General features: G+C 65.2%; 18 protein-coding genes and 1 pseudogene. 14 read left to right on the top strand and 5 right to left on the bottom strand.

Translation table 11 applies throughout. The annotated features are described in order from the left end of the window. Positions 1–5: 5 nt before the first annotated feature. Together AYK61_RS16335 and AYK61_RS27945 are read left to right on the top strand one after the other, a co-directional pair. Positions 6–686 carry a response regulator gene (locus AYK61_RS16335; RefSeq protein WP_121872806.1) on the top strand — a complete coding sequence of 227 codons (681 nt, stop codon included), beginning with the start codon at positions 6–8 and terminating at the stop codon, positions 684–686. 464 nt (positions 687–1,150) lie between these two features. Further along, positions 1,151–1,420 (top strand): response regulator transcription factor, encoded by a 270-nt coding sequence (locus AYK61_RS27945; protein WP_397485079.1) that lies wholly within the window; start codon positions 1,151–1,153, stop codon positions 1,418–1,420. Positions 1,421–1,444: 24 nt separating this feature from the next. Here AYK61_RS27945 and AYK61_RS16345 read toward each other — a convergent pair whose 3' ends face one another. Both AYK61_RS16345 and AYK61_RS16350 read right to left on the bottom strand, forming a co-directional pair. Continuing rightward, positions 1,445–2,542, bottom strand: coding sequence for a DUF475 domain-containing protein (locus AYK61_RS16345; RefSeq protein WP_121871573.1), 1,098 nt, complete (start codon positions 2,540–2,542; stop codon positions 1,445–1,447). 92 nt (positions 2,543–2,634) lie between these two features. Next, complete coding sequence (locus tag AYK61_RS16350; protein ID WP_032396932.1) at positions 2,635–3,210, bottom strand: TerD family protein; 576 nt, start codon at positions 3,208–3,210, stop codon at positions 2,635–2,637. Positions 3,211–3,430: 220 nt separating this feature from the next. Between AYK61_RS16350 and AYK61_RS16355 the strand changes: the two genes are divergently transcribed. The 10 genes and pseudogenes from AYK61_RS16355 to AYK61_RS16395 all read left to right on the top strand — a co-directional run bounded on the left by AYK61_RS16355 (position 3,431) and on the right by AYK61_RS16395 (position 13,208). Continuing rightward, positions 3,431–4,516, top strand: a complete 1,086-nt coding sequence (locus tag AYK61_RS16355) for a hypothetical protein (RefSeq protein WP_121872807.1) — start codon at positions 3,431–3,433, stop codon at positions 4,514–4,516. Between the two features lie 23 nt (positions 4,517–4,539). Then, entirely contained in the window at positions 4,540–5,688 is a 1,149-nt protein-coding gene (locus tag AYK61_RS16360) for an HpcH/HpaI aldolase/citrate lyase family protein (protein ID WP_121872808.1), read from the top strand. Further along, positions 5,685–6,901 (top strand): annotated as a pseudogene (locus AYK61_RS16365) (phosphoribosyltransferase family protein); the annotation flags it as partial. The gene AYK61_RS16360 and the pseudogene AYK61_RS16365, both read left to right, overlap by 4 nt. 60 nt (positions 6,902–6,961) lie before the next feature. Beyond that, positions 6,962–8,017: a cysteine protease StiP family protein gene (locus AYK61_RS27360; RefSeq protein WP_259468197.1), complete on the top strand. Its 1,056-nt coding sequence runs from the start codon at positions 6,962–6,964 to the stop codon at positions 8,015–8,017. Then, a complete protein-coding gene (locus AYK61_RS16370) occupies positions 8,014–8,817 on the top strand; it encodes an HAD family hydrolase (protein WP_183130312.1) in 804 nt (267 codons plus the stop codon). The genes AYK61_RS27360 and AYK61_RS16370 overlap by 4 nt, the downstream gene beginning before the upstream one ends. 40 nt (positions 8,818–8,857) lie before the next feature. Further along, positions 8,858–10,237 (top strand): PPE domain-containing protein, encoded by a 1,380-nt coding sequence (locus tag AYK61_RS16375; RefSeq protein ID WP_121871574.1) that lies wholly within the window; start codon positions 8,858–8,860, stop codon positions 10,235–10,237. A 17-nt stretch (positions 10,238–10,254) separates the two neighbouring features. Next, complete coding sequence (locus tag AYK61_RS16380) at positions 10,255–10,986, top strand: ESX secretion-associated protein EspG (protein WP_183130313.1); 732 nt, start codon at positions 10,255–10,257, stop codon at positions 10,984–10,986. A gap of 81 nt (positions 10,987–11,067) precedes the next feature. Continuing rightward, positions 11,068–11,667 carry a DUF2975 domain-containing protein gene (locus AYK61_RS16385; RefSeq protein WP_237669812.1) on the top strand — a complete coding sequence of 200 codons (600 nt, stop codon included), beginning with the start codon at positions 11,068–11,070 and terminating at the stop codon, positions 11,665–11,667. Continuing rightward, positions 11,667–11,894: a helix-turn-helix transcriptional regulator gene (locus AYK61_RS16390; protein ID WP_032378705.1), complete on the top strand. Its 228-nt coding sequence runs from the start codon at positions 11,667–11,669 to the stop codon at positions 11,892–11,894. The genes AYK61_RS16385 and AYK61_RS16390 overlap by 1 nt, the downstream gene beginning before the upstream one ends. Positions 11,895–12,008: 114 nt before the next feature. Then, positions 12,009–13,208 carry a TerD family protein gene (locus tag AYK61_RS16395; protein WP_121872812.1) on the top strand — a complete coding sequence of 400 codons (1,200 nt, stop codon included), beginning with the start codon at positions 12,009–12,011 and terminating at the stop codon, positions 13,206–13,208. Here the strand turns inward: AYK61_RS16395 and AYK61_RS16400 are convergent. The 3 genes from AYK61_RS16400 to AYK61_RS16410 all read right to left on the bottom strand — a co-directional run bounded on the left by AYK61_RS16400 (position 13,183) and on the right by AYK61_RS16410 (position 17,966). Further along, positions 13,183–14,634, bottom strand: coding sequence for a glycosyltransferase family 87 protein (locus AYK61_RS16400; protein ID WP_121872811.1), 1,452 nt, complete (start codon positions 14,632–14,634; stop codon positions 13,183–13,185). The genes AYK61_RS16395 and AYK61_RS16400 overlap by 26 nt on opposite strands. A 113-nt stretch (positions 14,635–14,747) precedes the next feature. Continuing rightward, positions 14,748–17,195 carry a transglycosylase domain-containing protein gene (locus tag AYK61_RS16405; RefSeq protein WP_397485083.1) on the bottom strand — a complete coding sequence of 816 codons (2,448 nt, stop codon included), beginning with the start codon at positions 17,193–17,195 and terminating at the stop codon, positions 14,748–14,750. A gap of 339 nt (positions 17,196–17,534) precedes the next feature. After that, positions 17,535–17,966, bottom strand: coding sequence for a DUF5318 domain-containing protein (locus AYK61_RS16410; RefSeq protein WP_170944655.1), 432 nt, complete (start codon positions 17,964–17,966; stop codon positions 17,535–17,537). Positions 17,967–18,261: 295 nt separating this feature from the next. Between AYK61_RS16410 and AYK61_RS16415 the strand changes: the two genes are divergently transcribed. Both AYK61_RS16415 and AYK61_RS16420 read left to right on the top strand, forming a co-directional pair. Continuing rightward, on the top strand, positions 18,262–18,852 hold the full coding sequence (locus AYK61_RS16415) for a PadR family transcriptional regulator (protein ID WP_121871577.1): 591 nt from the start codon (positions 18,262–18,264) through the stop codon (positions 18,850–18,852). Next, a complete protein-coding gene (locus tag AYK61_RS16420) occupies positions 18,845–19,927 on the top strand; it encodes an inositol-3-phosphate synthase (RefSeq protein ID WP_032396939.1) in 1,083 nt (360 codons plus the stop codon). Before AYK61_RS16415 ends, AYK61_RS16420 begins: the two co-directional genes overlap by 8 nt. The last annotated feature ends 85 nt before the right edge of the window (positions 19,928–20,012 follow it).

The following is a 20,012-nucleotide window of genomic DNA, read 5'->3' on the forward strand; positions in this document are numbered from 1 at the left end:
CAGAGATGTCGAAGGCGCACGAAGGATCTGCTGCGGGGGGGCGGCGCATAGGCCTGGTGGAGGACCACGAATCGGTAGCGCTCGGACTCAAAGCGATGCTCGCAGACGAACCCGACCTGGAACTGGTGTCCACCGCCGCCACCGTCGCAGAGTTGCTCGCCCAGCAGCAGACCCTCGATCTGGTGGTTCTCGATCTTCGGCTGGGTGACGGATCCTCGCCCCGCTCGAACGTGGAGCAACTGCACGCCGCCGGTGCGCGCGTGCTCGTCTACACCGGTGCCGAGAACGCGTTTCTGGTTCGCTCGGCTGCCCGTGCAGGCGTACTGGGTGTGGTCCGAAAGTCCGCACCCGCGGCGGCGATCGTCTCCGCGATCCGGCGCGCAGCGAGCGGCGGACAAGTCGTCACAACGGACTGGGCTGCCGCGATCGACGGCGATCCGCAACTTCCCGACGTCGGACTCAGTCCACGCCAGCGCGAGGTACTCGCCCTCTACGCGTCGGGCGAGAAGGCCGGACGCGTCGCCCGCCTGGCCGGACTGTCCGAGCAGACCGTCAACGACTACCTGGTCCGGATCCGCAACAAATACGCCGAGGCGGGGCGTCCGGCACCGACGAAGACCGATCTGTACAAGCGAGCGGTCGAGGACGGCTGGCTCCCGATGCCCGAGCTACCTCCGCAGGATTGACTCACAGCGCACCGCAATGCAGGTGGTTCTGCTCGACGAGGCTGTGGTTCATCCCACAATTTCCGCGCGAGTGAGCACTGCGGTTTCCGAGACGTTCCTGGGTGCATCAGGCGGGGTGGTGACCGCGCGAATACTGCCATCCCGCCGCACGAAGAACTGCATTCACCCTGGTCAGCGACTCGAGCGCCGATGTGCGGATCGAACTCGATGGCGACGGTCGGCAGACTGTCGTAGCTCTGTGACACGCTGACGGGACGGTTGACGGTTCAATGCCCCTAATAGTCAGGGCAGAAAACCTGCGAATTACCTGTGAGAATCGTCGCCATTGGTTTAGTTGGTCTCAACCCACCTCAGCGCCCGGGAGATCCGATGTCCGCTCTGCTCGACCCCATGTCATCCGAGAACGGCTCATCGGTCGCGGTACCACCTCGCTCACGTGGGCCGATCAGCCTGGTTCCGCCCCGATGCAGATTCACCCCGTTCCCGCCGCCGCGAGCCCGTTCCCGCCGCGACCGGATCTGACCGGCCGCGAGATCGAGGTGCTGCTCTGCTGGATTCGACACGACTCGAAGACCGAAGTGGCGAAGGCACTGTTTCTCTCGCTCGGCACGGTCAACACCCACCTCACCCGAATTCGGGCCAAGTACACCTCGGTCGGGCGCCCGGCACCGACCAAAGCGGCCCTGGTCGCGCGGGCCCTGCAGGACGGGCTCGTCGATATCTCGGAGCTGTGAGTCTCGCGGCTCCGAGCCCGGCGGTCAGACGCTGACTGCGGTCTCCACGCCTTCGTTCTCCAGACGCTTGTTGCGTCGGATGCTGCTCAGCAGGGCAGCTCCGATGAACAGGATTCCCACGAAGCCGGTGATCAGCTCGTTGATGTGCACACCGATCGAGACCAGCAGGATGATGGACAACGCACCGATCGCCCAGTGCGCACCGTGCTCGAGGTACACGTAGTCCGACAACGTTCCCTTGCGAACCAGGAACACCGTGATCGAGCGAACGAACATCGCGCCGATGAAGCCGAGGCCGAGCGCGATGATGATGGGGTCCGCGGTGATGGCGAACGCACCGATGACACCGTCGAACGAGAAGGACGCGTCGAGCACCTCGAGGTAGAGGAACAGGAAGAACCCGGCCTTACCCGTCGCCTTCGCCAGTTCACTCGGTCCGTGCGAGGACTCCTCGCCCTCTTCCTCGACGTGGAAGAGCTCACCGAGTCCGTTGACCGCGATGTAGGTGATCATGCCGAGCACCCCGGAGACCATGACGGTGGAGATCTTGTCGTCGTCGGCGAGGAACTCGGCGCTCAGAACCAGCAGCAGGCCTGCAACGACCACGGAGAGCTGATCGAGGCGACCGATGCGGGCCAGAGGCTTCTCGAGCCAGCTCAGCCAGGTGATGTCGCGGTCCTCGAAGATGAAGCCGAGGAAGAGCATCAGCAGGAACATTCCGCCGAATGCTGCGATCTGCGGGTGCGCGTCGGTGAGGAGCGTTTCGTAGCTGGGCGAACCGTCCGGGAAGGTCGCGGCACCGTCGGCGGGCGGATTGAGCGCCAGGTCGATGGCGGCGACCGGACCGAGGCCCGACGCAGCCCAGACGATGACCAACGGGAACAGCAGGCGCATGCCGAACACGGCGATGATGATGCCGATGGTGAGGAAGATCTTCTGCCAGAACTCGCTCATGCGTCGCAGCACGGTGGCATTGATGACGGCATTGTCGAAGGACAGCGACACCTCGAGCACGCCGAGGATGAGGACGAGGATCATCGCCTCGATCCCGCCGTACAGGAAAGCCACGATGACGGACACGATGGTGACCGCAATCGACCATCCGAAGATCTTCACAACCACTGGCGTGGCCCTTCTCGAGACCAATAACGGAAAAACCCCCGCCCATCATGAATGACGAGGCGGGGGTACTCCCAATCTTGAGAGGGCCTTTACTACACGTTTACTCCGAAATCGCGAGCGATTCCTGCGAGTCCTGAGGCGTAGCCCTGACCGACCGCGCGGAACTTCCACTCCGCGCCGTTGCGGTACAGCTCACCGAAGACCATGGCGGTCTCGGTGGAGGCATCCTCGCTGAGGTCGTAGCGAGCGAGCTCGGAGTTGTCGGCCTGGTTGATGACGCGAATGAAGGCGTTGCGCACCTGACCGAACGACTGCGAGCGTGCGTCCGCATCGTAGATCGACACGGGGAAGACGATGGTCTCGATCTCCGGCGGTACCGCGGCGAGATCGACCTTGATCTGCTCGTCGTCTCCGTCGCCCTCACCGGTGGTGTTGTCCCCGGTGTGCTCGATGGAGCCGTCGGGAGACTTCAGGTTGTTGAAGAACACGAAGTGCCCGTCGCTCAAGGCCTTCTTCGTCGAGTTCAGAGCGATGGCGCTGGCGTCGAGGTCGAAGTCGGTGCCGGTCGTCGTGCGGATGTCCCATCCGAGACCGACCACGACCGCGGTCAGGTTCGGAGCTGCCTTGGTGAGCGAGACATTGCCACCCTTGCTGAGGCTGACGCCCATTGAGAGGTCCTTTCGCAATTGGTTTCCCGTTACGGGTTCAACCGTAGTGGGAATGTCCGGTTCTTGGACGTACTCCGCCAACGACTGCGACATCGCCAGGGTTCCCGTCGGTACTATCGAGCAGGTGACAAGTCGCTGGCCTGGGGTGTTCCGCCGGGGTGCCGAATCGGACGCCGCCGCGCGTCGTTCCCAGGACAACGCTGTCGCCGCGTTTCTCGACATGGACAAGCGTCAGTCCATCGCCTCGGCGGGCGTCGAGGCCTCCACTGCACTGCGACCCGAGGATCGACTCGCCGGCCGATGGGCAGACACCGAGAAGCAATGTTTCGACGCCGGGGCCGCATACCTCGCCGCCGTCGATCAGTTCGACGGAATCACCACCCCTGTCGCCAGATCGGCATTCGACCGAGCCACCGCGCTTCTGCACGATGCCAGCACGGCCGTGGATCGGTTCTACGACGCTCATCGAGGCACCCTCGAGCAGGCCTCCGCTCAGTTCGCCGCGACCCCGCGCCTGGTCCAGGACGCCTTGGCCGAGGCCGACGCAGCCCGATCCACCGTCGACGAGCAGTTTGCGGGCTACCCCTCACTCCGGCAGGCGTGGCACGAACTCGATTCGGCAACAACGCAATTGCAGGCCGATCAGCGCGACCCTCTGCGCGCCCGCGAGCACGCTGCCCTGGTCCGCGACCGGGCCGCCGCACTGCGTGCTGCAGTGGACTCGGCTCCGGGACGCCTTCAGGAGGCCCGCACGGCACTGGCCTCGGTGCGCACCCGAATCGAGGCCGTGCGAACGAGATCCGAGGGCATTGCCCCGGCCTTCTCGAGCTTGCTGCGGGAGTTCAACGCCAAGAGTTCGGCAGACCTGTCTCGCAACGAACGATCCAGTGCGCGCCACGTCGAGCAGGCCGACGAGGATCTGAGCGCGGCGCGTTCTGCACTCGGCGCGGGCAACCCCGAACACTCACTGGATCTGGTGACCCAGGCGCGTCAACACCTGAGCGATGCCGAACAACTGGTCGACGCGGTCACCGACCGAGTTCGCCTTCTGCGTGCGGTCAAAGCCGATCCGAAAGAGACCGAGAACAAAGTGCGGTTCAAACTTCGTGACGCTCAACAACTCGCGATCAATCGCGGTCTGGTTGCCGAATGGGGCTCGGTGTTGGATGCTCAGCTCGCCCGGATCGACAGGGCGAGCACAGCACTGACGGGTACCCATCCCGACTACTGGTCATATCTGCAGGATCTGGATACCATTTCGGACTTCATCGCAGGCGTGATCGACCGCATGCGTACCTCGCACTGATCACATTCACACGAAGGACAGTGGTGCAACACTTTCGCCATCTCGACGCAGACACCCGTGAACGAGTGTTCTTCATGCAACCCGAAGACATCGAGACGAGCGACGGAAACGACCTCGTGGCAACGGCTCTTGGCGCAACGCTGTACATCCCGGCCACGCGTCCCGACCTGACTGCGACGGTGAACAAGCGCACCGACGAGGGTGTGCGGTCGATCGTCATCGATCTCGAAGACGCTGTGGCGGACCATAATCTGGAAGAAGCCTTGGCCAACACCGTGCGAACTCTGAACGAACTCTCGGGTTCGGGATCGCTGGTGTTCGTAAGGGCCCGTACCGCCGCGCACATCCGCAGCATCTGCGCCGGCCTCGACCACGGTGCCGCCGGGCTCGCCGGATTCGTCGTACCGAAGTTCACGGCCGCCCGCGGAGCCGAGTTTCTCGACGAGATCGTCGCTGCGTCGAAGGCACACGGCACCCGTCTGTTCGCCATGCCCGTCCTCGAATCACCGGAAGTGGTGCACCGGGAGACCCGCGACGCGGAACTGGTTGCCATCCGTGAACTACTCGGTGAGTACCGCGACATCGTGCTGGCGGTGCGAATCGGTGCCACCGACATGTGCGGCACCTTCGGCATCCGCCGCGACCGCGACCTGACGATCTACGACGTCCGCGTCGTCGCCGACGTCATCAGCGCGATCGTCAATCACCTGGGCCGGTACGACGGCTCCGGATTTGTCATCACCGGACCGGTGTGGGAGTACTTCGCTGACCACGAGCGCATGTTTCGTCCCCTTCTGCGTCAGACGCCGTTCGTCGATCAACAGGCCGTACGCTTCCGCCAGCAATTGGTGAGCAGCGACCTCGACGCCCTGCTGCGCGAGGTGGCACTCGACCGTGCGAACGGTATTCAGGGCAAAACCGTCATCCATCCCTCACACGTGCCTGCCGTGCACGCGCTGTCCGCGGTGACGCACGAGGAGTACCACGACGCACTCGACATTCTCTCCTCCGACCAGGGCGGCGTCCAGGCATCCGGCTACCGCAACAAGATGAACGAGCTGGGCCCGCACCGCAATTGGGCGAAGCAGACGATGGTGCGCGCCAAGGCGTTCGGCGTCACCAACGAGGGGATCACGTTCGTGGATCTACTGACCGCACTGGCACAGCGATGAACGCGAACCCGGCCGACGGCATCGTGCTCACCGACACCGGTTCGTCGTCGTCCTGGACCGCAACACAATTGGTGCGGCCCGGCCTGCGTCGCAACCCCCGCCGCGCCCACCTGTTGGTCTCGACGGTGCTCGGCAAACACATACCCGTCGATCCGGACGTCGTCATCGCCGCAGGCAACGAACTGGCCGCCCTGGTGCACACCGCGGTGGGCGGTTCCGATGTCGACGTTCTCGGATTCGCAGAAACAGCAACGGGATTGGGTCACACGGTCGCGACTGCTCTGGGCGCGCACTGCTACCTGCACTCGACGCGTCGCCCCGTACCCGGCATGACCGTGCACGGCGAGTTCGAGGAGGGTCACTCGCACGCCACCGACCACCTGCTGATGCCCACATCGGCCGACCTTCTCGCCGGCGACCTGCCGTTGATACTCGTCGACGACGAGATCTCGACCGGAGCGACCGCGCTGGATGCGTTGCGACAGATTCACTCCTCGGCCGGGCGCGCGCACTACGTCATCGCATCCCTGGTGGACATGCGCACCGCCGAACATCTCGCTGCTGCGGCTGCGGTGGCAACCGAACTCGGCGTGCGGATCGACAACGTGAGCCTGGCGCAGGGATCGGTGGAGCTGGAGCCGGGACTGATGGAGACGGTACTGGACTTACCCGACCCGGTATTCAATCCCACTGCTGCACAATCCGGTTCGGTTCGCCGAGTCGACGCACACTGGCCGGCAACCCTGCCCGACGGCGGACGCCATGGATTCCTCCGATCCGACGCGGCAGGTTTCGACTCCGCGATCGACGATCTCGCAGCCACCGTCGACGGCTCGCTCCCCGAATCGGAACCGGTGGTCGTCATCGGCCACGAGGAACTCATGTATCTGCCGCTCCGACTGGCGGCGGCGCTGCAGAAACTGGGACACCGCGCCCTGTTCCAAACCACAACTCGGTCACCGGCATACGTTCTCGACGTGCCCGACTACCCCCTGCGCCGCGGTTTCGAGTTCGCTGCACCCGAGGACGAATCGGGACTGCGCTACCTCTACAACGCGTCCGCCCCGCACGACGCCACACTGGTCCTCGTCGCCGACGCCCCGCCGACACCGACGCCCTCGCTGCCGCCGCCGAGACTCTCGCCGCCTCGGGCACCGACGTGCTCCTGGTGGTCGTGACGGGAGCCGATCCGACGGCACTCGAGGTTTCCCGGCGCGCACGCCCGCTCCGCGGACCCGAATTCGGCTCGTACGCAGCGGACGAAGTCACCTGGTTGCTCGAGGACCTCTCGTCGGTCTCACTCGAAGCCGAAATCAACGAGCGAGAGAAGGCGATTCAGGCCGGTACGGCCCATTACGCCGAATCGCTTCCGGTCGAGTACCAACCGGATCTCGCCTACCGTGAACTGTTCGAGAAAGTGCTGCAGGAGAGCGCATCACGGCTGGCGGTCGCGGTCGGAACCGTCACCGAGGTGGTGCTGGCCGAACGCGGACACGACATCGCACTCGCGTCATTGGCTCGGGCGGGCACACCCGTCGGAATTCTGATGCGTCGCTGGGCATTCGCCGCTCACGGCATCGAGATTCCGCACTACGCTGTCTCGATCGTGCGTGATCGCGGCATCGACTCCGTGGCACTGCGCTACCTCGCCGAACATCACGACTCGCGTTCGGTGGTGTTCGTCGACGGCTGGACCGGCAAGGGTGCGATCGCCCGCGAACTCACCGCCGCACTCCGCGACTTTCCCGGAGCCGAGTTCGACGACGATCTCGCCGTGCTCGCCGATCCGGGCAACTGCGCCCGCACCTACGGCACCCGCGACGACTTCCTCATCGCGTCGGCCTGCCTCAATTCGACTGTCTCGGGGTTGGTTTCACGAACCGTACTCAACGACAGCCTGATTCGCCCCGGGGACTTCCACGGCGCGAAGTACTACGCCGATCTCGCCCCGGACGACGTCTCGCGGCACTTGCTCGACACCGTCGCTGCGCGTTTCGACGACGTCCGGGACGAGGTCGCCGCCTCGGTGACCGCCGTGCTGGCCTCCGACCGAACACCCACCTGGACGGGATGGGCTTCGGTGGAGAAGGTACGTGAGGAGTACGGCATCTCGCACGTCAATTTCGTCAAACCCGGCGTCGGCGAAACCACGCGGGTGCTGCTGCGTCGTGTGCCGTGGCGGGTACTGGTGCGGGACGCCGATGCGCCCGAGCACGAACACATTCGAATGCTCGCCGCGGCCAGGGGAGTGCCGGTGGACGTGGTGCCCGACCTCGCCTATTCGTGCATGGGGCTGATCAAGAACGTCTCGAGCGGGGACGCGTCGTGAACGCTCTCGTCGCGGTGGATCTCGACCGCACGATGATCTTCTCCGAGGGCGCACTCGGTGTGCCCCTGGACGATTGGTTCGAGTGTGTGGAGATGTACGAGGGAAAACCACTGTCCTACATGAGCTCTCGCGCGGTGTCGCTGCTTAGGGAGTTGAGCGAGACGACGCTCGTGGTCCCGACCACCACGCGGACCATCGAACAGTTTCAGCGGATCGCGCTGCCCGGGGCACCCTGGCGGTATGCCATCACCAGCAACGGCGGCAACATCCTCGTCGACGGTGTGCCCGACTCGAGTTGGCGCAACGAGTTCGAGTTGGATCTGGCGGGCATCGGCGCAGAGTTGAGATCGCGGGTCTCCGAGGACTGGGTGCTCAAGTACCGCGAGGCCGACGGCCTGTTCTGCTACCTGGTGGTGAACACGGCCGCTGTGCCCGAGGACTTCGTCGCGCAGTGGTCGCAGTGGTGCGCCGCGCGGGATTGGAACGTCTCGCAGCAGGGTCGGAAGATCTACACGATGCCGAACGCGGTGTGCAAGAGCTTCGCGGTGGCCGAGGTGCGGACCCGGCTGATCCAGGACGGCACGCTCAGCTCCGAGGCTCGAGTCTTCGCCGCCGGTGACGGCGCACTCGATGCCGAGATGCTCATCGCCGCCGACTCGGCCGTCCGACCCCGGCACGGCGAACTCGAACTGCTCGGATTCACCCATCCGGGGCTGACTGTCACCGACTCCTCCGGTGTCCGGGCCAGCGAGGAAATTCTCGAGTGGCTGCGGAACCGAACCGCCGTGCGCCGCGTCTAACAGTTCGTCGGGGAGAGAAGACGTCGGGCAAGGGGTGGGCATGACGGATCCGTACGAGGAACTCGCAGCGGCGATCGACAACATCGTCACCAGTACGTTCGTGACGCCGATGGGCCCCGAATTTCTCGGTTCCGTCCTGGAAGCGGCATTCGAGAAGGCGAACGTGGCCCTCGACTACCGCGGCGAGTTCGAGCCGACCGAAGTGGTCATCACCGAGGCGTTCGAGGTGATGCCGCACGAGCAGATCGTGGCCATGGTCGGATCGCTGGGAACCGGCCCCATCGAGAACTCTTCCAAGAACTGGAACGACTTGTCCGCTGCCGCAGCCACCGGATCCGACGGCTTCCGGTCCGGCATCGAGGCGGCCATGGCGTCGGGTTGGTCGGGACCGACAGCCGACTCCGTCCGCGGCGGTGTGGGCAACTACGTCTCGTCTGCGAACGCGTTGTCCACCTCGATGAGCCTGATCAGCAACAAGTTGCTCGAGGCGCACTCCGGCTTCACGCAGACGCAGTCGAGGATGCCGCCGGTGGTTGCGCCGGCCGCAAGCAGCATGATCGATACCCTTCTACCCATTCCCTTTGCCGCGAAGGAGGCAGTGTCGGCCCGGGAGGAGCAGCAGGAAGAAGCGCGTCGAATCATGCGCTCGGTCTACGTACCAGGGGTGCTGCAGTCCGATTCCCAGGTCCCGGTGCTGCCGGCAGCGCACAATCCGGTGGCCGACGGTGGCGGTTCCAGCGGCGGCTGGGGCCTCGGCAATTCCGGCGGGGGCGGCAGTCTCGGTTCGACTTCCGGAAACGGTGGCGCGAGTGGGGCGGATTCGGCGGCCCCGACGGCTGCAACACAGGCGCAACCCGGCGGCGCCGAGGCTGCCGAAGCGGGTCGGACCGGTACCCCGGCATCGGGGCAGGCCTTGTCCGGCCAATCGGGTCCACTGCCTCCGGCCGACAACTCCGGTGAAACCCGTGCCGCATCGGTCACCGGGCCCGGCGCATCCGGTGGAGGTGCGGGCTCCGGGGTCGGCGCAGGTCCCGGCGGCTACGGCGGAACAGGACCGGGCAGCAACGGCTTCGCAGGATCCACTGGTTCGGGCTACGGCGGCAGTGCCGGATATGCAGGCGCAGGCGGTTCCGGTGCCGGCTCGGGTTACGGCGGTTCGGTTCTCGGCCCTCCGATCGGCGGCGGTGCGGGCGGTAACGGGGCAGGCGGTACCGGTGGTCCTGGCAGCGCAGCCGCGTCGGCCGGCCGCGCGGGAGCGCACGGCATGCCGGGAATGGGCGCCATGGGCGCAGCAGGCGCGCGGGGAGCCGGCGACAACGACGGCGAACACGCAACTCCCGGTTACCTCGTCGACGTGAGCAACGGCAGCGAACTGATCGGCGATCTACCTCTGGTTGCACCTCCGGTACTCGGCGGCTGACGATGATGACCTGGACCATGCCCGGTATCGATTTCATGATGCTGTGCAGTCGATTCGGACGCGACCGACTGCCGTATCCCCTGGCGGTCACCATCGACGTCGATACCGTGGACGAACTGCGGCAACTGCGGCTGGAGGCGTCGGCGAGGATCGACGCGATGATGGACGAGAAACTCGGGGCAGCTGTTCGGACCGTCGTCGATCCGATCGTTCGCATCGAATGTCGCGGCGAGACAACCGATTCCCGTTACGGAATCATGCGCAGCCACGCAGCGATTCGCCACGACGCGGCCGCGGTGCTCACTCAGCAACCGGGGCCCGACGCCTCCTCCGGCGGTGCCGTCACCATCGAACTGACCGGCCCGGACCGTGCCCCCGCCGTAGTTCTCGGATCCCTGCCGAACATCACTGCAGGCCACCGACCGGCCGAGCGACTCGAACGCGCGATGGCTGCAGCGACATCGGGTGGATCGCATCTGTCCACGGCAACAAGAGGGGCGACAGCGGACGAGCAGTTCCGGTCGTTCTTCGACCGCCCACGATCTGCAGTGGGCGAGATCATCGTCGCGCGCGGCAAGACCTACGACAACCGCCGGGACACCGATGCCGTCTCGTTCTTCTGGATGGACTTCGAGCGGGACGGCCGGTACATCGTGCACTCCGCGAAGTCGATCGACATCGCGCCCGCCGATACTGCCGGACTGGCGTCGGAGATCGAAGGGCACGTGGCGGTCGCGCTGAGGCGATGACGGTCCGCCCTTGACACCGTATCGATTTTCGATAGGTTATCGATATTCGTTGTTATCGACTATCGATATGGAGGCGGCGGGATGGCATATGGACTGGGCTCCGCACGAGCCAACAAATGGGCGATGGCGTTCTACGCGGGAATCGCGGTGGTGTGGTCGGGATGGAGGGTGTGGGACTACCACTCCTCGGACTACGTCAGCGCCACCGTCACGCCCAGGGAGGACTCGCCGACTCTCGACCTGTTCGGCGGACAGTTGCAGCCAGGGAATGTCATCGAGCTCAGCGTCGCCAAAAGTGACGTCCAGCGACTCATCGGGATGATCGACTTCATGAGGTACGGCGAGATCGTGGCCGGCGGAATCATCATCCTGGTGGGGATCTTCTTCGCGTACCGATTCTTCGACAATGTCATCAAGGAAACCCCGTTCAGCGTCGGTGCCAGCATCGACCTGGTCGCGGTCGCTGTCTGCCTGGTCTTGTACCCGGTCATCACCGGAGGACTTCGAGTGATGAGTACCAACGCGGTCCAGGGCGCACTCGAGACAACCGAGTTCACCGATACTGCGCGCGGCCTGGGTGCGTTCTGGCTGGCCGTGATCGTCGCGATCGTTCTGCAATTCGTCTATGCGGTGCTCCGTCAGGGGTCCAAGCTCGCTCGCGATGCCGATGGGCTGGTCTGATGGCGGAGGAGTTCGTCGACCATCTGGTCGTCTGCCATCTGGGCGAAATTCTCGACGCCCGCGGCATGACGCTCGCCGAGCTGTCGCGTCTGGCCGGAGTCAGCGTCGTCAATCTGTCGGTGCTCAAGAACGACCGCGCCAAGGCCATCCGGTTCTCGACGCTCACCGCCGTGTGCCGCGTGCTCGGCTGCACACCCGGCGACCTGTTCACGCTGCGCCAGATCTGACGTCCACCGAAGCGCAGCCGCACCAGCCGGACAAATCGAACAAGTACATTGGATGACGGTAACCAGCACTACGAGAGAGAGTCCACCACATTGTCTGCTCCGGCCGGTCAACCGTTGTCCAAGGGTCAGAACGGCCCCCTCACCGTCGGTGACGTCGTCGTCTCCATCTCGCTGGCCGTACCCGCGGACCTGTCCGCGCTACTGGTCACCGACGCCGGAAAAGTGCGCACCGACGCCGATTTCGTGTTCTTCAACCAGCCCACCGGCCCCGGCGTACGTCTCGAGCCCGGCCAGGGCGGACCGGCCCGGCTCGCCGTGTCGCTCGCCGCAGTTCCCGCCGACATCGAGCAGATCCGCGCTGTCATCACCCTCGACGACGCGTCGAGCAACTTCGGTCGATCCGCCGCTCCCGTCGCGCGGGTGAGCGACGCAAGCGGAAATGTGTTGTACGAGTACACGATCGATGGCTTGAGCTCGGAGTCGATCGTGATCGCGCTGGAGATCTACCGCCGTCAGGGCAGCTGGAAGGTGCGAGCCGTCGGGCAGGGTTACGCGGGTGGCTTCGCCGCCCTGGTGACGGACCACGGTGTGTCCGTGGACGACGCCCCTGCTCCCGCACCGACGCCTCCTCCCGCTCCCGCCACTACACCGCCGCCCGCGGCGCCGCCGGCAGCACCCGCCGCCCCGGTCCGCACCGAGGCTCCGGAAGTCAGCCTCACCAAGTCCAAGCCCGTCAGCCTCACGAAGGGCCAGAAGGTCACCCTCCGCAAGGACGGCGGCGTGGCTCTGACGGTCATCCGCATGGGCCTCGGCTGGGACCCGGTGACCACACCGAAGAAGGGCGGATTCTTCGGTGGCGGCGGCCGAGCCGCGAACATCGACCTGGACGCGTCGGCGATCATGCTCGCCGACCGCAACGTCAACGATGTCGTGTACTACGGGCAGCTCAATGCCAAGGACGGCTCGATCGTGCACCAGGGCGACAACCTCACCGGTGAGGGCGAGGGCGACGACGAGGTGATCGTGGTCGACCTGACGCGGGTGCCCAAGCACGTGACCGGCATCATCTTCACCGTCACCTCGTACCGCGGTCAGACGTTCGAGCAGGTCGCGAACGCATTCTGCCGCTTGGTGGACAACACCACCAACACCGAACTGGCCCGCTTCACCCTGCAGGGCGGTATGCCCTTCACCGGTCTGGTGATGGCGAAGGTCTACCGCCAGGGCAGTGAGTGGAAGCTTCAGGCCATCGGCGACGGTATCCAGGCCAAGCACGCCGGTGAGGCCGTCAAGCAGCTCGGCCGCTATATGTGACCTTGCGGGCAGTTGTCGTCCGATCTGCAGCGCCGTCGAGCACGCCACCGAGCGGGTCGACGGCGCTGCCGTTTCGAATGAGGTCCTCTGCCGGACGGTAGATCTGGCGAACGATCAACGCGCACAACCCGATCACGGCGATATCGCGCACCACGACGGTCGCGGTGAACCACTGTTCGGGTAGGCCCTTGTTCTCCACACCCAGGTAGTAGTACATTCGCGGGAACCAGACGAATGCGTCGATCGTCATCCACGCCAACAGAATTCGGCGATGCGGCAGCGCCAGAACGGCCAGCGGAACCAGCCACAGCGAATACTGCGGGCTCCATACCTTGTTGGTGAGCAGGAACCCGGCGACCACCAGGAAGACCAGTTGCGCGAGCCGCGGCCGCGTCGGTGCCGTCGTGCCGATGTATGCGATCAGTGCACAGACGATGGCGAACAACACCAGCGTCACGGCATTGAGAATTAACGGTTTGTCACCCGGGTACAGGGGGCCGTCGAAACCGGTCCAGCCGGTGAACGAGGTGACGACGTTGTACAGCGAATCCGGGTCGGCACCGCGCTCGGAATTGAGCCGGAAGAACTCGTACCATCCCGACGGATACAGCAGCGCGAGAGGAAGATTGACCGCCAGCCAGGCACCGAGCGCGGCGCAGGCGGTGATGCCCCACTCACGCATCTTTCCGGTGCGCCAGCACAGCACCAGCAGTGGCCCGAGGAAAAGCAGGGGATAGAGCTTGGTGGCACCGCCGAGACCGATCAGAACCCCGGCCAGAACCGGCCGCTTCTTGGCCCACGCCAGCAACCCGGTGAGCGCGAAAGCCGTTGCGAGAGCGTCGAAATTGGTGAATCCGTGCACGATCACCAGCGGCGAGGCCGCCACCAGGGCGGCATCCCAGATACGGCGTCCGGCAGCTATGGCAGTGGCCCACACGGTGACCAACCAGGCGACGGCCAATCCCAGGGCGACCACGTTGAAGTAGACGACGACCGGCAACGCCTGCGGCAGGAAACTCAGTGAATTCCAGGCCTTTCCGACGACCATCGAGCCGTACTGGTACAGCCCCGCGAGCACCGGGTACTCCATGTACCTGATCTGACTCGACCCGTCGGCCTTGGTTTCTTCCCAGGACTTCTTGTACGGGAACGCACCTTGATCGAGTCGCTCCGCCCCGTAGAGCGGCACGGTGTCGGAATAGCACATCGCCACGTACTGCCGGCTGCCACTCCAATCGAGTCCGAGCTCGCCGCCCGGCCCCACCGGTGCCTGCTGGATACAGGCGGCCTTGGCGAACCAACCGAAGCACAGGAAGACCACCGCCAGCAGCAGGACGACGCGTAGCGCGGTGAACCAGCGCTGCCGACCGATCAGCGCGTGCTTGCCGACCGGACCGCCGATGACCGAGGACAGTTCCTCGGTCATCGGATCGGTGCGACTGGGTAAATCGCGGTCTGCTGCACTCGCCGAGTCGAGCCGACCGGGGCTGGCCACTGCTCGACCCTTGCGCTCGGGTTCGGTCGTCACCGCTGGAGTCGTTACTGCCCGGGCGCCACTGGTTCGGGCGCTGCGGGTTCGGGTGCCGCCGGTTCCGGTGCCGCGGGCTGCGCCGGTGCCAGTCCTGGCAGCGGGATGGTGACGCCGGGCAGAATCTCGACCTGCCGCGGAGTGATGACGACCGGCGGCGAGATCTCCGTCGGAATCGGCAAGGTCACCTGCGGCGGAGCTGTCGACGGTGCCACCGTCGCCGTCGGGGCCGGTGCCGAGTACTGCGGCACCCCGGCCTGACCCGCGATGGCCTCCGGCGTCGGGAAGGTCTCGTTCGAGGTGCCCTCCAACGTGCCGTCCATCGTGTCTTTCCAGATGTCCGACGGTATGCCCGATCCGTAGATCGGTCCGCCGTAGCTGTTCTCGAGCGGCAGACCCTGCTCGGTGCCGACCCACACGGCCGTGGACAGCGACGGCGTGTAACCGACCATCCAGGCGTCCTTGTTCTGTCCGGTGTCTCCGAGCTGAGCGGTACCGGTCTTGGCTGCCGACTGGCGACCGCCGGCGAGGTTGTGACCGTTCGAGTAGCCGGCGATCGGACGCATCGCCGAGGTCACGTTGTCCGCGACCGCAGCCGAGACGACCTGCTGGCCGGCCTCGGGAGCACGGTCCAGGAGCACTGTGCCGTCGGCGGTGACGACCTTCTGCACGAAGTGCGGAGTGTGATAAACACCGGACGCAGCCAGTGTCGCGTATGCCGAAGCCATGTCGAGGACGCGCGATTGGTACTGGCCGAGCACGACTCCGTAGTTGGGGCCTGCGTTGTCGGGCTCGGTCAGGGTGGGGCCGACGCCGTCGATCTCCTGCGGGATGCCGAGCGTGTGGGCCATGTCCGCGATGGCCTGCGGACCGTTGTCCATGCTGAGCATCATGCGGTAGAAGCTCGTGTTGAGCGACCGCTTGAGCGCCTCGGCGATGGTGCAGGTTCCACAGGAGGCACCCTCGACGTTGCTGATCTCGATGCCGTTGACGTCGAGCGGGGAGCTGTCGTACATCTTCGAGAGCGGAATTCCCTGATCCAGCGCAGCGGCCAAACCGAACACCTTGAACGAGGATCCGGTCTGCAAACCGGACTGCGCGAAGTCGAAGCCTCGTCCGTCCGCGCCGCCGTAGTACGAGCGGACCGCGCCGGTACGTGGATCGATGGATACCGAGGCCGTCCGCAGCTCCGACGGTTCGCCTTCGAGATTGCTGTTCACGGCATCGATCGCAGCCGCCTGGGCTTTCGGATCGATGGTCGTCGTGATCTGCAGGCCCTCGGTGTTGAGGTCCTGATCACTGATACCCACCGCTGACAGTTCGCGCAGTACCTGGGCCTTGATCAAGCCGTCCGGCCCGGCATCCTGGGCGTCACCGGTATCGACCTGTGACGTAGGGACCACCGCCGGGAACATCATCGCGGCTCGCTGGGTCGCGTCGAGCTGCCCCTGGGAGACCATGCCGTCGAGCACGTAGTCCCAACGCGCTTGCGCACCGGTGGGGTTGAACTCGGGATCGAGGTTGGATGGCTGCTGAATGACCGCCGCCAGGACCGCACCCTCCTCGACCGAGAGCTGATCGACCGACTTGCCGAAATACGCCGTCGACGCGGCAGCGATGCCGTACGCACCGCGGCCGAAGTAGATGGTGTTGAGATACGCAGCGAGAATGTCGTCCTTGGACCACTGACGCGCCATCTTCGAGGAGATGACGAGCTCACGCATCTTGCGGGTCAGCGTCCGATCGTTACCGACCAACGCGTTCTTCACGTACTGCTGGGTGATGGTCGAACCGCCGCCTGCGCTGTCGCGTCCGAGCACGTTGTCACGGAGAGCTCGACCGAAGCCCGTCACCGAGAATCCGGGATTGGAGTAGAAGTCGCGGTCCTCGGCAGAGAGCACGGCATTACGCACATGCTCCGGAATCTGGTCGATCGTCACGTCGGTGCGGTTGCCCTCGGGTGGCACCACCTTGCCGAGCACACTCGAGCCGTCGGCCGCGAAGATGGTGGCGACCTGGTTGGTTCTGATATCGCCGGGGCGCGGCACGTCCTCGACGGTGTACGCCACCATGAACGCCAGGATCGGCACGATCAGACCCAGGGCGATCAACGCGTACATCGTGCGTCGAGCGACCCGCCACTTGGACTTCTTCTTCGTATTCGCGGCGGGACCTCTTTCGGGCGGCTCGGGCGGTTCGCTGCCCGAGGAGAGAACTGATGGATCGTTCGGTTCGTGGGGTGGTGGCACAGAGCCGGACCGAGTGACGCCCGTCGGGGCGGCGGATCGAACAGGAGGCGCGATGGGCGGCTCTCCGTACCGACGTTCGCCGTAGGGACGTTCGCCTGCGGGACGTCCGCTGACGGGATCGATCGGCGGCCTGCCCTGAACGGGTCGGCCCTGCGGCGGCATCGGACGCTGCCCTGGAGGAGGCCCGGGACGCTGACCGGGAGGAGGCATCGGAGGACGACCCTGCGGCGGCATCGGACGCTGCCCTGGAGGAGGTCCGGGACGCTGACCGGGGGGAGGCCCAGGTCGCTGACCGGGGGGAGGCATCGGAGGACGACCCTGCGGCGGCATCGGACGCTGACCGGGAGGGGGCACCGGGCGACGCCCGGGTGGATCGGAATGTCGACTGCCGCGGGGCGGCCCGGGCACGTCGGGACGCCGTCCGGAGTCGCTACGGCCCGGTTCGTTGCTACCCGGGTTGTTGTCGTAGGGGGAACTCACGTACGAATCTCCAGTAATTTCGGCGGCCGCGTCGAATTCTCGGTGGATGGGATCAGCGGAGCGATTGTGTCACTCACTCGCTGTTCGACGGTTCGGTTGACGGGAACCCGATCGCGGACGACGGGGTTGTTTGGGCGCGGGAACGGCCCCGAGGACATAGGACTGGACGAGGTGGTTCCAACTGCACGACCTACACACCTCGACCACATGGACCGAGAACTCCTCCTGAGTCGCCGCGAGGCGTACGAGCTCGTCCGCCGTTCTCGCCGACCCGGACAGTGCCCCCAGCTTCTCGCCGAACACCCAGGACACCAGCGTGAGCTGCTCCTTGCGGCAGATGGGGCACACCACGTCGCTGCCACGTCCATGGAACTTGGCAGCACGAAGCAGGTACGGATCTGCATCACAGACCGCTGCGACACCCGTCCTACCGGAGTAGACCTCGGCCAGCAGCGACCGACGCTGAAGGGCGTAGTCCACCACCTGTCGCTGAAGTCGCACGAGGACCAGAGTACGTGCGGCCCCTCCGATGCGGACCTGCGAACCCCGCCTCGGCAACGAGGAAGTCCCGATCGAGCCTCCGGAAACAACACTCCACCTGTGCCGACATGGTCAGCCCCTGGGAGCCGGCAAGAGACGGAGATCGCACAGAAGCATGCGCGACACTCGATCGGGGAGAGACACGAACCGGGCACCGGCTTGTCAATCAATGTATCGGCGCGATACATTCTTCGATAGTGCAGTCAATCGCATCGCCGTGTTGTGATCACAAAAAGAACAGAGAAGGGGGAGTTGCATGCTCGAGCTCGCAATTCTCGGTTTGCTTCTCCAATCACCCATGCACGGCTACGAGCTCCGCAAGCGGCTGACCGGCCTGCTCGGAGCTTTTCGAGCGTTTTCGTACGGATCGCTGTACCCGGCACTCCGTCGACTTCAAGAAGACGGACTCATCGCCGAGGACGCCGGTCCCGAACTGCTCGTGAAAAGACGGGCAAAGCGGGTCTACGTGCTCACCCCGCTCGGCAGGGAACGATTTGCCGAACTGGTGGCCGACACCGGACCGCAGAACTACACCGACGACGGATTCGGCGTACATCTTGCCTTCTTCAGTCGGACCCCCGCGGAAGCTCGAGTCCGCATCCTCGAAGGCAGACGTCGCCAGGTCGAGGAGCGCCGAGAAGGCCTCCGCGACGCTGTGGCCAAGGCGAACGGGACGCTCGACCGCTACACCAGGCAGCTACACCAGCTCGGACTCGAATCGAGCGAACGCGAGGTGCGCTGGCTCAACGAAGTCATCGCAGCCGAGCAGGCCGAACCCAACCCAGCACCGTCCCACACAGCACCAAACAGGACAGTCAAGACAGAAGGAGAACCCGACCATGGGTGAGAACAACAACGCAATCCGCGTGGCCATTGTGGGTGTGGGCAACTGCGCCTCATCCCTGGTCCAGGGTGTCGAGTACTACAAGGACGCGGACGAGAACGCCACCGTCCCCGGCCTCATGCACGTCATGTTCGGCAAGTACCACGTCCGCGACGTCGAGTTCGTCGCCGCGTTCGACGTGGACGCCAAGAAGGTCGGCTTCGACCTCTCCGAGGCCATCTTCTCCAGCGAGAACAACACCATCAAGATCGCCGACGTACCCCCGAAGGACGTCCACGTCCTGCGCGGACCGACCCTCGACGGCCTCGGCAAGTACTACCGCGAGACCATCACCGAGGCCGACGGCGACGCCGTCGACGTGGCGCAGGCCCTGCGCGACGCCAAGGTGGACGTGCTCGTGTCCTACCTCCCCGTCGGATCCGAAGAAGCCGACAAGTTCTACGCACAGGCCGCCATCGACGCAGGCGTCGCCTTCGTCAACGCGCTGCCCGTCTTCATCGCGTCCGATCCCGTCTGGGCCAAGAAGTTCGAGGACGCAGGCGTCCCCATCGTCGGCGACGACATCAAGAGCCAGGTCGGTGCCACCATCACCCACCGCGTCATGGCCAAGCTCTTCGAGGACCGCGGCGTGCAGCTCGACCGCACCATGCAGCTCAACGTCGGCGGCAACATGGACTTCCTCAACATGCTCGAGCGCACCCGCCTCGAGTCCAAGAAGATCTCCAAGACCCAGGCCGTCACGTCGAACCTCCAGAAGGAGTTCAACGCCAAGGACGTCCACATCGGACCGTCCGACCACGTCGGCTGGCTCGACGACCGCAAGTGGGCCTACGTCCGCCTCGAAGGCCGCGCCTTCGGTGACGTTCCCCTGAGCCTCGAGTACAAGCTCGAAGTATGGGACTCGCCCAACTCCGCAGGCGTCATCATCGACGCAGTCCGCGCCGCGAAAATCGCCAAGGACCGCGGCATCGGTGGACCCGTCATCCCGGCTTCGGCCTACCTGATGAAGAGCCCGCCGAAGCAACTCGCCGACGACGTCGCTCGCGAACAACTCGAAGCGTTCATCATCGACGCATAGGGCCCGCAGCAAGACGCGAACGCCGCCCGCCGGTCCACTCGATGTGACATTGACCCCCAAAAAGGCCACTGAACGTCACATTGAG

The organism is Rhodococcus sp. SBT000017 (assembly GCF_003688915.1).
GTDB lineage: Bacteria > Actinomycetota > Actinomycetes > Mycobacteriales > Mycobacteriaceae > Rhodococcoides.

Bases quoted from the DNA above. Each gene is read 5' to 3' on its own strand.
- AYK61_RS16375 (WP_121871574.1), top strand. From the start codon at position 8,858: ATGACGGATCCGTACGAGGAACTCGCAGCGGCGATCGACAACATCGTC.
- AYK61_RS16335 (WP_121872806.1), top strand. From the start codon at position 6: ATGTCGAAGGCGCACGAAGGATCTGCTGCGGGGGGGCGGCGCATAGGC.
- AYK61_RS16415 (WP_121871577.1), top strand. From the start codon at position 18,262: ATGCTCGAGCTCGCAATTCTCGGTTTGCTTCTCCAATCACCCATGCAC.
- AYK61_RS16400 (WP_121872811.1), bottom strand. From the start codon at position 14,634: ATGACCGAGGAACTGTCCTCGGTCATCGGCGGTCCGGTCGGCAAGCAC.
- AYK61_RS16405 (WP_397485083.1), bottom strand. From the start codon at position 17,195: ATGCCTCCTCCCGGTCAGCGTCCCGGGCCTCCTCCAGGGCAGCGTCCG.
- AYK61_RS16380 (WP_183130313.1), top strand. From the start codon at position 10,255: ATGCCCGGTATCGATTTCATGATGCTGTGCAGTCGATTCGGACGCGAC.
- AYK61_RS16350 (WP_032396932.1), bottom strand. From the start codon at position 3,210: ATGGGCGTCAGCCTCAGCAAGGGTGGCAATGTCTCGCTCACCAAGGCA.
- AYK61_RS16390 (WP_032378705.1), top strand. From the start codon at position 11,667: ATGGCGGAGGAGTTCGTCGACCATCTGGTCGTCTGCCATCTGGGCGAA.
- AYK61_RS27945 (WP_397485079.1), top strand. From the start codon at position 1,151: ATGCAGATTCACCCCGTTCCCGCCGCCGCGAGCCCGTTCCCGCCGCGA.
- AYK61_RS16355 (WP_121872807.1), top strand. From the start codon at position 3,431: ATGGACAAGCGTCAGTCCATCGCCTCGGCGGGCGTCGAGGCCTCCACT.
- AYK61_RS16385 (WP_237669812.1), top strand. From the start codon at position 11,068: ATGGCATATGGACTGGGCTCCGCACGAGCCAACAAATGGGCGATGGCG.
- AYK61_RS16420 (WP_032396939.1), top strand. From the start codon at position 18,845: ATGGGTGAGAACAACAACGCAATCCGCGTGGCCATTGTGGGTGTGGGC.